This is a genomic window from Gracilimonas sp. (assembly GCF_035704785.1).
GTDB lineage: Bacteria > Bacteroidota > Rhodothermia > Balneolales > Balneolaceae > Gracilimonas.
This window is the reverse complement of record NZ_DASSWP010000032.1, coordinates 1-14,345: the sequence shown is the minus strand read 5'-3', so window position 1 is coordinate 14,345 and position 14,345 is coordinate 1. Positions and strand designations below refer to the sequence as shown.

General features: G+C 40.5%; 14 protein-coding genes, 1 tRNA gene and 1 pseudogene. 6 read left to right on the top strand and 10 right to left on the bottom strand.

Annotated elements, in window-relative coordinates; genetic code table 11:
* The 3 genes and pseudogenes from VFM80_RS02030 to VFM80_RS02020 all read left to right on the top strand — a co-directional run.
* Positions 1–228 (top strand): annotated as a pseudogene (locus VFM80_RS02030) (hypothetical protein); the annotation flags it as partial.
* Entirely contained in the window at positions 221–946 is a 726-nt protein-coding gene (locus VFM80_RS02025) for a CPBP family intramembrane glutamic endopeptidase (protein ID WP_395069036.1), read from the top strand. The pseudogene VFM80_RS02030 and the gene VFM80_RS02025, both read left to right, overlap by 8 nt.
* Before the next feature lie 137 nt (positions 947–1,083).
* Entirely contained in the window at positions 1,084–1,659 is a 576-nt protein-coding gene (locus tag VFM80_RS02020) for a sigma-70 family RNA polymerase sigma factor (protein WP_395069034.1), read from the top strand.
* Here the strand turns inward: VFM80_RS02020 and VFM80_RS02015 are convergent.
* The 5 genes from VFM80_RS02015 to VFM80_RS01995 all read right to left on the bottom strand — a co-directional run bounded on the left by VFM80_RS02015 (position 1,644) and on the right by VFM80_RS01995 (position 6,463).
* Positions 1,644–2,981: a sensor histidine kinase gene (locus tag VFM80_RS02015; protein WP_395069032.1), complete on the bottom strand. Its 1,338-nt coding sequence runs from the start codon at positions 2,979–2,981 to the stop codon at positions 1,644–1,646. The genes VFM80_RS02020 and VFM80_RS02015 overlap by 16 nt on opposite strands.
* A gap of 90 nt (positions 2,982–3,071) precedes the next feature.
* Entirely contained in the window at positions 3,072–4,325 is a 1,254-nt protein-coding gene (gene clpX, locus VFM80_RS02010) for an ATP-dependent Clp protease ATP-binding subunit ClpX (protein WP_395069030.1), read from the bottom strand.
* Positions 4,326–4,353: 28 nt separating this feature from the next.
* Positions 4,354–5,016, bottom strand: coding sequence for an ATP-dependent Clp endopeptidase proteolytic subunit ClpP (clpP, locus tag VFM80_RS02005; RefSeq protein ID WP_395069028.1), 663 nt, complete (start codon positions 5,014–5,016; stop codon positions 4,354–4,356).
* Between the two features lie 18 nt (positions 5,017–5,034).
* Complete coding sequence (gene tig / locus VFM80_RS02000) at positions 5,035–6,312, bottom strand: trigger factor (RefSeq protein ID WP_395069026.1); 1,278 nt, start codon at positions 6,310–6,312, stop codon at positions 5,035–5,037.
* A gap of 67 nt (positions 6,313–6,379) precedes the next feature.
* A tRNA-Leu gene (locus VFM80_RS01995) sits at positions 6,380–6,463 on the bottom strand.
* Between the two features lie 154 nt (positions 6,464–6,617).
* Between VFM80_RS01995 and cutA the strand changes: the two genes are divergently transcribed.
* The 3 genes from cutA to VFM80_RS01980 all read left to right on the top strand — a co-directional run bounded on the left by cutA (position 6,618) and on the right by VFM80_RS01980 (position 8,196).
* On the top strand, positions 6,618–6,959 hold the full coding sequence (gene cutA / locus VFM80_RS01990; RefSeq protein ID WP_395069024.1) for a divalent-cation tolerance protein CutA: 342 nt from the start codon (positions 6,618–6,620) through the stop codon (positions 6,957–6,959).
* Between the two features lie 70 nt (positions 6,960–7,029).
* Positions 7,030–7,788 (top strand): enoyl-CoA hydratase/isomerase family protein, encoded by a 759-nt coding sequence (locus tag VFM80_RS01985; RefSeq protein WP_395069022.1) that lies wholly within the window; start codon positions 7,030–7,032, stop codon positions 7,786–7,788.
* Between the two features lie 15 nt (positions 7,789–7,803).
* Entirely contained in the window at positions 7,804–8,196 is a 393-nt protein-coding gene (locus VFM80_RS01980; RefSeq protein ID WP_395069020.1) for a DUF2784 domain-containing protein, read from the top strand.
* Between the two features lie 59 nt (positions 8,197–8,255).
* On the opposite strand, the gene VFM80_RS01975 is transcribed toward VFM80_RS01980, so the two are convergent.
* From VFM80_RS01975 to VFM80_RS01955, 5 genes are all read right to left on the bottom strand, one after another.
* Positions 8,256–9,395: a DUF2911 domain-containing protein gene (locus VFM80_RS01975; RefSeq protein WP_395069018.1), complete on the bottom strand. Its 1,140-nt coding sequence runs from the start codon at positions 9,393–9,395 to the stop codon at positions 8,256–8,258.
* Positions 9,396–9,573: 178 nt separating this feature from the next.
* Entirely contained in the window at positions 9,574–10,215 is a 642-nt protein-coding gene (locus VFM80_RS01970; protein WP_395069017.1) for a DsbA family oxidoreductase, read from the bottom strand.
* A gap of 125 nt (positions 10,216–10,340) precedes the next feature.
* On the bottom strand, positions 10,341–11,867 hold the full coding sequence (locus VFM80_RS01965; protein ID WP_395069015.1) for a sensor histidine kinase: 1,527 nt from the start codon (positions 11,865–11,867) through the stop codon (positions 10,341–10,343).
* Between the two features lie 149 nt (positions 11,868–12,016).
* Positions 12,017–13,669 (bottom strand): M28 family peptidase, encoded by a 1,653-nt coding sequence (locus VFM80_RS01960; protein ID WP_395069013.1) that lies wholly within the window; start codon positions 13,667–13,669, stop codon positions 12,017–12,019.
* 156 nt (positions 13,670–13,825) lie between these two features.
* Positions 13,826–14,272 (bottom strand): protein-export chaperone SecB, encoded by a 447-nt coding sequence (locus VFM80_RS01955; RefSeq protein WP_395069011.1) that lies wholly within the window; start codon positions 14,270–14,272, stop codon positions 13,826–13,828.
* Positions 14,273–14,345 lie beyond the last annotated feature (73 nt).

Genomic DNA, 14,345 nt, shown 5'->3' with positions numbered 1-14,345 from the left:
AATGGAGAATTATACGACCCTGAAGCGTTAACAGCTGCACATTCCAATATCGCACTTGGAAGTATTATTTTTATTGAGAATGTTGAAACAGGGAATGGTGTCTATGTAAGAATAAATGACCGGATTACAGGTTCCGGTTTGAAACTATCACAAAGGGCATTCAGTATACTGCAACTCGATAAAGCAACACAACCTGCAGTAACAATTTATACAGAGGGTAATGAATAATCACGCCAGGAAATATTTTGAGAACACAAATAACCTTCTCTATAGTTTCTTGGTAAGCTTACCACTTTTTCTGCTGTATGAGTTTCTAATTATTATTTCCCAGCCCTCCGGTGATGCCATTGTTCGCATAAGTGTGGATGTATGGATCAAAACTCTTTTCACCTATCTTGGTGTAAATGCAGTCTCTTTTTCTCTATTGCTCGTGGCAATTATCGGACTTTTTATTCTTTATAAGGAACGGGAACGTCTGCGTGAGCTTAAATTCATCTATTTTCCAGTTCTTATTTTAGAAGCTACGATTTACGCAATTGTCGTGGCTTTTATAAGTCAGCACTTGGTTTCATTTATGCTGAATATGGCAGCCTCTGATCCAATCAACAGTTTGTCTGTAATTCAGAAATTGGCGTTGTCACTGGGGGCAGGACTCTATGAAGAGTTATTCTTCAGAGTGATATTAGTGACGTTGTTTATACTTATTTTTACAAAAATTTTAGGCAAAAAATGGGCGGGTATAACGGCTGCAGTAGTGCTTTCAGCCTTATTATTCTCTGCGGTGCATTACGTTGGGTCTATGGGAGATGCTTTTACTCTTGGTTCTTTTATGTATCGTTTTTTATTTGGATTAATTCTAAATGGAGTTTATGTTTGGAGAGGTTTTGGTGTAGCAGCATGGACTCATGCTATTTATGATATAATGGTAATTGCTTTTCTGTCATAAAGAGAAAATTATTAATGGGTCAATCAATACAATCTATTTAATATTAAAGTATTCTCTACCTATTATACTTTTAGAATATATTATTACGAAAGGTAGAAGTTACAATTAGTGATATTGAAAAAATCAGGGATGGATAAATGTCTCAGTTAACGAGAGATGAAATTAAAAAACAGAAGGATTTTGATGAAGAGATCATCCCTCATATGGATGCGTTATATAATTTTGCCCTTCGGTTAACTACCGATCCCAACGATGCGGAAGATCTTGTTCAGGATACCATTGTAAAAGCTTATCGTTTTTTCAGCAGCTATGAGAGGGGTACGAATGCGAAAGCATGGATGTTTAGAATTTTAAAGAATTCATTTATTAACAATTACCGTAAGACCTCCAAAAAACCATCTCAGGTAGATTACGAAGAAGTATCTTCTTACTATGAATCAATTCGAGCCGAGCGTACTGAAACTTCAGATCTGGAAAACTTGATGTTCAGAGAGATGATGGATGATGACCTTTCGAATGCATTGACCCGTCTTCCCGAAGATTTTAGGACAGTGGTATTGTTGTGTGATGTTGAGGGATATACTTATGAAGAGATAGCAAACATGCTGGATGTACCCATAGGTACTATTCGTTCTAGACTGCATCGTGGGCGAAACCTGCTTAAGACAGAGTTGTTGGAGTACGCAAAAAAAAGAGGCTATACCGGCGACTGATCTAACATAGGATAGATCTTCTCTTCGTTTTTAAGAATATTTAGAGTAACCCTCATAGTAGTCCCTTCATTAAGTTCTGATCTCAGAACAAAAATACTTCCATTGTGATATTCTTCTATTATACGTTTTGTCAAGCTGAGGCCTAACCCCCATCCTCTTTTTTTTGTGCTGAAACCAGGCTTGAAGATCTTTTTTACGTTTTTGATATCAATGCCAGTGCCCGAATCTTCTATATCAATGATAACTTCTCCTTCTTGTACTTTTGAAGTAATTGAAATGTACGCCCGGCCCTCAATACCCCGAAGAGAATCCATAGCATTTTTAACCAGATTCTCAATAGCCCACTGCAGGAGTTCAGGGTTTGCCTTAACCCTGGCTTGAGCATTCAGGGTTTTACGAATTTCAATATCTTTGCCTAGTTTTGGTAATCTACGTTCCATATAAACCATCACCTGTTCTAAAATAGGTCCGATTTCCATTGCTTTGAGTTCAGGCTCGGAACCTATTTTGCCAAAACGTTCTGCAACACCCCTTAAGCGTTTAATATCTCTTTCAATCTCATTGGCAATATTGACGACTGTTTCTTCATAGCGATATTCATCTTTTAAAAGCTGCAACCATCCATAAAGGCTTGAAATAGGTGTTCCCAGTTGGTGGGCGGCCTCTTTAGCCATGCCTACCCATAAATTTGATTGCTCAGACCGGGTTATACTTCTATAGGTTGTATAGCCGATACCAAGAAGAAGTCCCAGCAACAAAATCTGTATGTAAGGGAAGTAACGTAACATCTGTACCGTGGGACTTTCCCCATAGTATACAAATTGAGTTATTTGTCTTTTTTCATCCCCGTATACAAAATTAATTGGGGTGCTCAGGCTTTTCAGTTCACGTACAAGTTCTTGCCGACTTTCAGGAGTCTCGAGGCGGAGAGAGTCAATATTACGAGAGTGAAGGATTACATCGCTTGAGTCAATTAGTATTGTTGGGATGCGAAATCGGTCTTGAAGTATGATCTCTTCACTTACAAAATCATTAGAGCTTCGGGTAGCATCCGCATCTTCAATCAAAGTAATAACACTGTCTGGCACTTCCTCAATATCCTTAAGAATATCGATGGCTTTCAGCAGCATGGTTGTAGCCTGTTCATTTACGGGCTGGCTATTGAACTCAATTCCTCTTGTCCAAAGCTCAACACTGGCACGCTCTTGCTCTAATATCTTTGAAACCAAGTATTGATTATAAACCACAGACCCGATCCCCAAAAATATGAGTAAAAAAACCAGGATCAGCTTGATCTTATTTGAGGGGACGAAGAGTTTCATATGCAGAGGGTAATCCTTTTAGCCAAAAATAGAAAGGATAAGAAATCAATAGCCTCTCTGATCATTTAATAGAGAGGCTATTTTTATAGTCTAAGCAGATGCTTTTTGTTTTTCATACACGGGAGGGGCTTGCTTTTCAATAGTCTCCTTTGTAATCACACAGCGTGCAATGTTCTTCATAGAAGGGAGCGTAAACATAATATCAAGCATAGCTGCCTCCATGATCGAGCGCAAACCACGAGCGCCTGTTTTACGGGCTTTAGCTCTCTGAACGATAGCTTTCAGTGCTTCTTTTTCGATTTCTAACTCAACATCTTCCATATTAAACAATTTAGTGTATTGTTTAACAAGGGCATTCTTAGGTGCAGTCAAAATGTCAAGCATTGCATCATCAGAAAGTTCATGAAGCCCTGCAATTACAGGCAAGCGACCAATAAGCTCAGGAATCAATCCATATTGCTGAAGATCTTCGGGTTCTACATGAGTAAAAATTTCCGGATCATCCTTATCAAATTTAACCTGCTCTTTGGTATGGAATCCCATTACACTTGTGGAAAGTCGTTTGGAAATGATCTGCTCAAGCCCTGAGAATGCTCCACCGCAAATAAAAAGGATATTGGATGTATCTAATTGAATAAAGCTTTGCTCGGGATGCTTTCTTCCTCCTTTAGGCGGAATATTAGCGACTGTTCCTTCCAGTATCTTCAAGAGTGCCTGTTGCACGCCTTCTCCACTTACATCACGGGTAATAGAAGGGTTGTCACTTTTGCGTGCTACTTTATCCACCTCATCAATGTATACGATGCCTCGTTTTGCACGCTCAACATCATAATCAGCGGATTGCAACAGATTACTTAAAATACTTTCAACATCTTCGCCCACATAACCTGCTTCTGTCAACACAGTTGCATCGGCAATAGTGAAAGGTACATCGATGATTCGGGCAAGAGTGCGGGCTAGAAGAGTTTTGCCGCTACCGGTAGGCCCTAATAGCATGATATTCGATTTCTCGATCTGAGTATCGTCGATCTCAGCTGATTCTGCAGAAATACGCTTATAGTGATTATAAACGGCTACAGACAAGGTCTTTTTTGCCATTTCCTGCCCAATCACATAATCATCCAGCTTGGTTTTGATCTCAACCGGCTTGAGCATCGGTTTGTAAGTTTTTTCCCGACGACGAGCAAGTGAGGCAAGATCACTTTCAATAATGCTTGAAGCATCTTCAACACACCGGTCACAAATATAAACGCCGGGACCGGCCACCATGCTGTTCACTTCCAGACTGGAGCGACTGCAAAATGAACAGTGTACAATATCGCTGTTTTTATCTTTATCGCTCATAACAAGCTTAATTTAATGAAAATGCCGGTTATTTTGAATCTTTCTTCTTATTGTTCTTGAGTATCACATTATCTACCAAACCGTAATCCTTGGCTTCATTAGCAGTAAGCCATTTGTTACGGTCAGAATCTTCCATGATCTGCTCAACTGTATTATCACTGTGATCAGCTAAGATCTGGCTCAATTCTTTTTTAACCCGAATGATCTCACGAGCTTCGATCTCTATATCACTGGCCTGCCCCTGTGTGCCTCCAAGTGGTTGGTGGATCATGACGCGAGAGTGAGGAAGGCAGCTTCTTTTGCCCTTTGTGCCTGCAGTTAATAATACAGCACCCATACTCGCGGCCATTCCCATGCAGGTTGTTGCAACATCACATTTAATGTGTTGCATGGTATCATAGATCGCCAATCCGGCAGAAACAACTCCGCCGGGACTGTTGATGTAAAACTGAATGTCTTTTTCAGGATCTTCAGATTCTAAAAATAAAAGCTGTGCCATGATGGAGCTTGCAACAGCATCATTTACAGCAGACCCAAGGATGATGATCCGGTCTTTAAGGAGCCGGGAATAGATATCATAAGCGCGTTCCCCGCGACTGGTTGTTTCTACAACCATCGGAACCAGATTGCTCTGAATGGGTTGAACGCTGTCTAAATTTGGATCTTCAAAAAGAGGTTGCTTAGTAATCATGGTATCCTGAATAATCGGTTATTTGTTCTTTTTGTCTTTCTTATCCTGCAATTCGCGGTATTTATCTTTGCCAAGTTCTTTGATGGCAACTTTGTCCTGAAGGATATCAAATACTTTGTTCTCGCGAATGCTGCTGCGGAGCTGCTCAAGCATTTGAGGCTGTTGTGCATAATATTGTTTCAATTGGTCAGGAGCAACGCCATATCTTGCGGCTTCCATTCCTAAATGTTCGTCAATATCTTCTGGTTTGATCTCGATCTCTTCAAACGTTTCCTGCAGCTTTTGGCTAATGAATGACCACTTGGCTTCACGAACAGCACGGTCTTTCATTCGTGCTTTATACTCCTCAGGATCAAAATGATCAGGTAATTCACCGCCCTGTTGTTGTTTCAGTTGGTCAACATAAGAACCCTGAATCTGGGCAACAAAAGTTTCCGGTACTTCAAAGTCATGAGCTTCAACAAGGGCATCTGCAACATCATTCTTGAACAAGTCTTCAGCCGTTTGGTCGTAATACTCCTGCATACGGCTTTTGATATAGCTTTTGAACTCATCTTTGTTCGAGGCCTCTCCGTTACTTTGGTCTTTGATGATTTCTTCGTTCAGCTCAGCTGCATGAAGTTTTTGCACTTTTTTCAGAGTGATCTCAAGTTCATCTTCGTGATCGCCGTGCGGGATGGTCATTTCAACAACATCCCCTGCTTTTTTGCCTTTCAGGGCTTTCAGAAAATCATCAGCATCATCTTTGCGAAGATCGATCTTTTGATCTTTATCCTCATCACCATGGTTTTTGGAAACAACATCTACAATAACCTGAGTTTCTTTTGAAGCAGGCTCATCTACAACTTCCCAGTTTCCTTCTCGCTCAAGGGTGCGCTCGATCTCTTCCTCAACCTCTTCATCAGTTACATCGTGAACCATTTTGTTCACTTTGATCTTAGACAGGTCTGAAATTTCAACTTCAGGCTTGGAACCGATCTTGAATTTCACTTCCAGCTCGTCGTTTTCCCAGTTGAACTCGAGCATCTCAGTTTCGCCAACCGGCTCATATTCAGGCACTACTTCTTTCTCGAATACCTTTTGAACGATGCTGCTGATCTCTTCTTGTTCTATCTCTTTGCCAAATCGCTTCTTCACAAGACCCATGGGTACTTTACCAGGACGAAATCCCGGAAGCTGAATTTGGCTTTTATATTTTTTGTAAGCTTTGTCGAAGTCCTCTTGAAGATCTTCTCTTTTAGCCTTCAAGGTTACTTCTTTGTCTACAGATGTGAGCTCTTCTACAGAAATATCCACGTGTTCTCCGCTTTAATTATGTGAATTCAATAAATGAACAGGATTTCAATTTTTATTAGGAAGGAAGTACGAGAGGGGGGACTCGAACCCCCACATCGGTTAAAATACTAGATCCTAAATCTAGCGCGTCTACCAATTCCGCCACTCTCGCAAAATTCAGAGCTTGCAAAGATAAGGTTTTAAACTTCTGAATTCAACCAAATTGAGACAGAAACTGCTGCTTAAGCAGATCTTAATACTAATACTCAAAAAGAGACCAAAATTGATTGGAAATTGAATCTTTAAATGATGAATATTGACAAACCATGTATAAAAACCTTCGCCTCCTTTACGTTACCACTTCCGATAAAAAAGAAGCCCAAAAAATAGGTCGTGCCTTGGTTGAGAAAAAACTGGCCGCATGTGTCAATATATTAGATGGCATGCAATCTATATACATGTGGGATGGCGAGATTCAGGAAGATGAGGAATGTGTGCTTCTTGTAAAAACACATTATTCAAGAGTCCAAAAAGTAACCCGGCTTATAAAAGACATGCACAGCTATGAAGTGCCTTGTATAATTTCATTGACCATAACGGAAGATGAAGGAAATGAGGAATACCTGAATTGGCTGGAAAAATTGTCGAAAGAGCCGTTCAAGCTTTAACTAACTGGCTTCATCTTTTCACAATACGGAAGTGCTGCATTTTATCTATTTTGAAAAGAAAAAAGCAGCAATGGTTTTATTAAAAGAGCACGTATCAGATCATATTTTGTGGGTTAAAATAAACCGCCCGAAAGCTCTCAATGCAGTGGATTTCGATGTGATGGAGCAGCTGGAAGATCTGGTGGAGGAAGTAGAAAATGACGAAAGTATTCGGGTGCTGATTCTAAGCGGTGCCGGAGATAAGTTCTTTATTTCAGGCGGTGACCTGAAGAAATTTCACACCATAAAATCCAAAGAAAAGGCCGTAGATAAAGCAAAGCGCATGCAGCGGCTTTTAAGCAGAATTGAGCAACTTCCCTGTTGGACTATCGCTCAGATTAACGGAGATGCATACGGTGGGGGAATCGAATTAATGCTGGCCTTCGATTTTCGGGTTTCTGTTCCCAATGCAAAATTCGGTTTTACCCAGGGCCGTTTTTACCTGGTGCCCGGTTGGGGCGGGTTAACTCGTCTTGTTGAAAAAGTTGGACGGGCAAAGGCTTTGGAATGGTTGGGAAAGTCGGAAGTGACTTCTGTAAATGATGTGTTAGTACACGGTCTTATAGAACATATTTTAGAAGTAAAGTCCCCGGAAGCAGAAACTCTTGCATGGGCAAAGAAGCTGACTAAAAATGACCGGAAGTTCATTCAAATATTAAAAACCGGAGCAATGCGCTTTTCACCTCACCGAGAAGAAGCATTGGATGCGGAAGTTGAGCCTTTCTCCCAACTTTGGGTAGATGAGCAGCACATAAATCGGGTTGATTCATTTATGAATAAAAAGAAATAAGCTTCGGCATCTGTCATGGATAATGAAACCACGCTACTTTTTTTAGATTACTTTTTTGTGGTATTTCATTTTTCGCTTATCGTATTCAATCTCACCGGGTGGATCTGGAAAAAAACCCGGCGCCTCCATCTCTATGTGATCTCTGCTACCATTTTTTCATGGGTGGGATTAGGTGTTATTTACGGGTTGGGTTATTGTCCCTTCACCGACTGGCACTGGCAGGTTAAACGAGCACTCGGTGAAACGGGACTCCCCGCTTCTTATTTAAAATATTATCTGGATCAGGTTTTCGGATTTTCATGGAACCCTTTTACGGTAGATATCTTAGTGGCAGTTTTGGGAGTTGGTGCTTTGTTACTTTCGATCATAATGAATTACAGGGATTGGAAGAAACAAAAAAACCAGTAGGGGCGTATGCAATACACCCCTACTGGTTGGTTACTGAAATGAAATAAGATCAGTGAAAATTATTCGATCACGAAATCAGAGGAATAGATCGTATCTCCCCAGATCAAATTAATTCGACCGCCTTCATCGGTTTCATCAACGGTGATGGTAAATACTTCAGTTACTTCATCCTTGGTTGAAACTTCCATTAGTACACGCCCCAAATCTTGGGATTCATCATAAGAATTACCGTTCTGTCCGGTTTCGTTGTTGATGATAAGCGTGCCGCCATCTGCTTCAGGGATAGAAAATAAGGTGTATTCTCCGGCTGGTACTTCAAGGTCACCGAAGCGCAGATCGCTGGATGTTGAGAAATGAGTGGCACGGTTTGCGCCGGTTCTCCAAACTTCACCGTAAGGCACAATTCCGCCAAATAACTCACGCCCGCGTTTTTGGGGTGAACCAAATTCAACCGTGAAATCAGTTCCATTAATTGAGAATTTAGCACTTACGGCACCCGAAAGTTCTCCAACAGGCCGGTTACCAAATCTGTTAGCAAGCGCGTCCATATCTAAAGCATCGGTTCGGTAAACTTTAAGTTTTCGAGTAGTAAGACTGGCATCGAGATGCTCAATATCGCCGTCACTATCAACCTGAACTCCCATTACCCCCCGAAACGGGTGACGTATGGTCATTGAATCTTCATCGATCTGAGCGATAGTAAAATCTAAAATGCGATTTCCGGAAAGAAATGGCTGAATGATAGTATCTTGATCTGCCTCAGCTGCTTTATTAAAAGCCAATTCGTAAGGCCAGTGCACCATATCGATAAATGGAAGTACTCTATCTTCAAAAGGGGCACGGTATGTAATGTACTCTTCATCTCTGAGAATTCTAACTCCCAGGCTGTCTCCTTCTTTCATAATGCTTCGGACTGTTACACCATCTTCGCTAAATCCATTAACCGGTGAATGTGCAGTTTGAACCATGCTTTCTACTCCACCTTGTTCATCAAAATGTAAAATGTAGGTAGAAATCTGAACTTCGGGGCTTCTTAAAATAACCCGTGAAGTTATGGCTGAATCTGTTTTTACAAATTGCTCAACGGCCAGTGTATCGTTCCCCAGCATAGTTACAAATGCGCCTTCATCAGTGGTATCTGTAGGCCCACACGCCATCATAAATGAACTCAGTAAAATAGCTAATACTAAATGTCTCATAATAAAATAAAGGGTTTATTTTCAATTGCGGTTTTAAATCTATTCTAAAAACTCAATTTGAACAAACAACGAAGATTAAAATTTGCAAATTGATAACCTCTGTCTAACGGTGTGATTTGTTAAACATAAAGTATTCCATAATCATTTATAAGGCAACGAGTTAAAAAAAGGAACCAAATTATTTAGCTGAATTTTTTTGTGTAATTTCTGTAAGTACTTCTACAAAAACTTCAACAGGCTGAGCCCCCGAAAGTCCGTACTTCTCATTTATATAAAAGAAAGGAACGCCTTGTACTCCCAGGCTATGTGCTTCTTCCACATCTTTGACGACTTTATTGGAATAGGAATTATTTTCCAGAATATTTCTTGCCTTTTGTTGTTCAATCCCGACTTCTCCGGCAATTTCAGATAGTGTTTCGAGCTTACCCACATGTTTGCCCTCACTAAAATAGGCTGAAAGCAAAGCTTCCTTCATTTCATCTTGCTTGCCTTCTTCTTTGGCCAAATGAATAAGCTGATGGGCATTGAAGGTATTGGTTGGTTTCACGCTTTCCATATCAAAACTGAGCCCTGCCTTTGAGGCCATATTCACCATGTTGGCATTCATTTGTTCTGCCCACCTGCGATCCCGACCATATTTTTTTGCGAGCGTGTCATAAATATCGAGTTCTGAATTGACAGGAGCATTGGGATCTAATTCAAAGCTCTTCCATGTAATTTCAGCATCTATTTCAGGAAGTTGTTGAAGAGCTTTTTCCAGATGCCGTTTCCCTATGTAACAAAACGGACAGGCAATGTCCGACCAAATTTCAATTTTCATACGTACAATTTCTTTGATTGTAGTAACTAAAACTCATTTTGGGGTTATAATGTTCACTGTATATATGTGACTGTTTAAGTCCTGCAGATGCAAGAAAGGTGCCCACTACTACTTTTGATTCAAAATCAGTTCAACACTAATTTGAATGTGGTGCCTATGTCGGGCTCACTTTCTACCTCAATGGACCCGCCCATGCTTTCTATCTGGTTTTTAGTAATGAATAGGCCAATACCTTTTGAATTTTCATTCTGATGGAAGGTTCTATACATCCCAAAAAGTTTGTCTCCATGTTTTTTGAGATCAATTCCAAGCCCATTATCTGTGATGTCCAAATGGACTTTATCCCGTTTTTCATATGCATGAACTTTAATAACAGGATCACGATCGGGATGCCGATATTTTATGGCATTAGACAACAGGTTCAGTAAAATACTCTCAAGATAGGCGGGGTTGTATTTGAAGCGTAAGGTTTCCGGGATTTTTTCTTTAAATATTGCATTATGAGTTTTGATATCCGAAGTCAGTATCTGCTTTGTCCTGATGATAAACTCATTTAGGTTCACCTCTTTTGCATCATGGATTGTTTTATACTGCTCGTCAATTATTTCATTTAAATCACTAATAGTTTCATTAAGTCGTTTGGCTGCTTTTTGTAATTCTTGAAGCAATACACCCTTTTTCTCCTCTGATTCTTCCAGTGTAAACACCTCCAATACCATAGAAATACTGCCGGCGTGATTTCGAAGGTTATGTGAAACAATATGAGCGAAATTCATTAATCGCTTATTCTGCTCCCCTATGATGTCGAGCGAGTTGTTAAGTTGAGACTCCTTATTCTTCCGCAGAGTTATATCGGTTACAATGGAGAGTATGGCCGGGTTATTTGAATCAGTATGCTGAAAAGGAACTTTAATGGTTTGGTGCCAAACCTCGGAGCCATCCGGACGCAGGGTTTTATCTTCAGGAATAAATAAAGGTTCGTTGCTTTCTATGACTTTTTTGTCAGCCTCTAAAAATCTTTTTGCTTTTTCTTCTGAAATATCAAAATCAGTGTCTTTTTTACCTATCATATTTTCCGGTGTATACCCAAAAAACTCGGCAACAGCGTTGTTAGCCATCAGGTATTTACCCTCGAGGTCTTTCACGAAAATAAGGTTAGGAACCGAATCAAATATAGCCTGAAATTGACGCTTCAGCCGAACATTAATCCTGTATATTTCTTTTTCCTGTGTAATGTCTGTTATATAGCCATATCCCATCACTGAGCCGTCAGGCTGTTTCTCAGCTCTCGCCTTACCTCTGAGCCAGCGCAATCCTTTATCTGGCAAGATAACCCTGAAGTCAGTTTTCCAGGTCTCAAGAGTTTTCAATGTTTTTGCAATGGATCTTTTTACCCGCTCTACATCGTCTTTATGTATTCTGTCTATGATCGGGTCAATAGTTTCCGCAACATCTTCGGGACTAAGTTCACAAACATCCCTGATCCCCTGGCTGGCAAAAGGGCAATAGCTTTTGCCTTCAGAAATAAAATGATATAAATAAAAGAATCCCGGTACCTGCTCCGAGAGCTTTGAGATCATGCCATCGCTGTACTGCAGATCTTCTTCTGCTTTTTTTTGTTTTGTGTTATCACTTTTAATCTCTCTACTCATCTTGATCTCCTGTTACCTAAACATTGCCCTATAACGGATGAAATACTCTTTTCTGCTTTAATATATGATATTAAAGTAAAGGAATAGTTTATGTTAATGATGTTTAAGACAGATTGGCAAAAACTAACAAGTGATGAGTCCCGGGTCAGCTATTGCTCAACCCTTTCCAACATCCGTAAGCGGGTAGCTTCAAATTCATCTCCTGATTTCCAGGATTGCAGTTCTTCGGCGTTAAGGGCGCGAAAGCCGGTTAAGAAAAACAAACGTGTATCCATCTCAGCTCCGGTCAGATCCCAGAATTCGTTGATCTCATCGCTTACGGCATGGTAATTTGCATCAGCCACACTATCCCGTAGCGCGAGAAAATTTTCATCTTTCCCAATATATTCAGTTCCGGGATTGGGGAATATGGCAGGAATCCCAACTTTTGCCATGTTAAAATGGTCGGATCGATAAAAATATCCTCGTTCGGGGTAGGGATCAGGTTTTACAGTACGGCCTTGTTTTTCAGCCTCTTCCTCCAGCAAGTCGCTAAGCGTAGTACGGCCATAACCCACGACCACAACATCACTTGTTTCCCCGTACACATTCATTCCATCAAGGTTGATATTTGCGGTTACTTTGCCGGGATCAACAGTTGGGTTTTCTGCCCAATATTGGGAACCTAATAACCCGACTTCTTCAGCGCTGACAACTACTGCAAGAACACTTCTTTTTAGCACAGGCTGAATATCTTTATAAGCTTCCATCATTTCGATCAAAGCACTTACACCTGCAGCATTATCAGAGGCACCATTATTAATGGAATCGCCTTCTACAGGTGAGGTAATTCCCAGATGATCAAAGTGTGCGGTAAGTAATAAATATTCATCATTTAATTCCTCGTCATTACCCTTGATCTCTGCAATAACATTTTGTGCTTCTATTTCCCGGTAATCAGCATCCATGCTAACATTCATGCGAACGCCATTAAGTTCAACAGGCTCAAAATCTGGGCTATCGGCAGCTTCAAGAAGTTGATCTAAATTCAGGCCGGCTTCTTCAAAAAGTAACCTGCTGGCTTGAAGTGTTAACCATCCATTGAATTCTGTTTGTGAGGCAGAGGCGTTTCCATTGCCCTTCAAATAAAAGCGTTCCCGGCTCCAGCTGTTAGCCACTACATTCCAGCCATATCCTGCCGTCTCATCAGTGTGAATGATAATGGCGCCAACAGCTCCTAACTCTTTGGCCTTCTTATATTTGTAGTCGTACCGGCCGTAATATAGGCGGGTTTTTCCTGCAAAAAGTTCGGGGTCAAATTCAGGGTCATTATTTTTGAATACGATGATCTTCCCTTCTACATCTACATCTTTAAAATCATCCCAATTTTCTTCGGGTGCCTGAATTCCATAGCCTACATAAACCAATTCAGCATTTTGAACATCTACCTGTTCTGCCTGGTTCGAGGGCCATGCCATGAATTCGTTATAATATTCTAAAGCAAAGGGCGTGCGACCATTGGTTGAAACAGTCATTTCAGCATCAGAAGTTGTTTGGCCCAAAAGCGGAAATTCCTGAACGTAACTTCCATCTCCGGCAGCAGGCTCTGCTCCCATGGCTTTAAATTCTGCAACCAGGTAATCTACCGACATTTGCTCCCCTTCAGTTCCTGTGGCCCGGCCCATGAACTCATCGGAGGATAGCGTTTCAATATGACGAAGCAGGGAGTCTTTATTAATACTTTGCGCTGCTTTATGAGCCGGTGATGTGTTGCAGCTTATGATTACAAAAGAAAAAAACAGTAGGGTGATTACGGATTTCATTTGGGCCTGACTAGTTCAAAGTTTTATTGTTGAAATCTCGTCTAAAATAATGCACAAAACAAAAACAAAAAAAGCGAAAGGTGCTTTTAAAAAATTAAAAGCTTACGCTTAGATTTTCTGGGTTTATTGTCAGAAAAAAATTATAAACAACAAGCTTCAAGAGGTTGAATTATCTCCTTCTAAATCCTCAGTGCTATTTCCAAACTCAGCAAATTGAACTGAAGGCAACATAATGGGAGTAAAACCGGAATGGGCGGAAATTTGAGATACCCAAGTTCTTATAACTCCGTAAAGCATACTTGGAGCACTAATTTCGATATGGAGTGCTTTCTCCTCATCTTCCAAACCTTCTTCCAATTCAAAATAGCCAACCAGCTTGACTTCTAATTCTATAGAATGATTTTTTTCTTTCTCAGAATCTGTACTAGGAACTATTCTGGATTCAAGAATTACAGCAAACTCATTTTCATTATCCGGATTAACCCTGATATTCATCTCAGGGTTTAGCACTTTGCCGTCAATGGATGCTTCTGCATCAACAGGCTCAAAGTGATAATTGAGTTTAAGGATTTGATAACTAGTGAAATGTACCGGTGATGCCATATCATCCTGTTAATTTATAGATAGGTGCTTTTTTGCGAGGTTCTGAAACCATAGTAGCGCTTGGCTTTTCCTG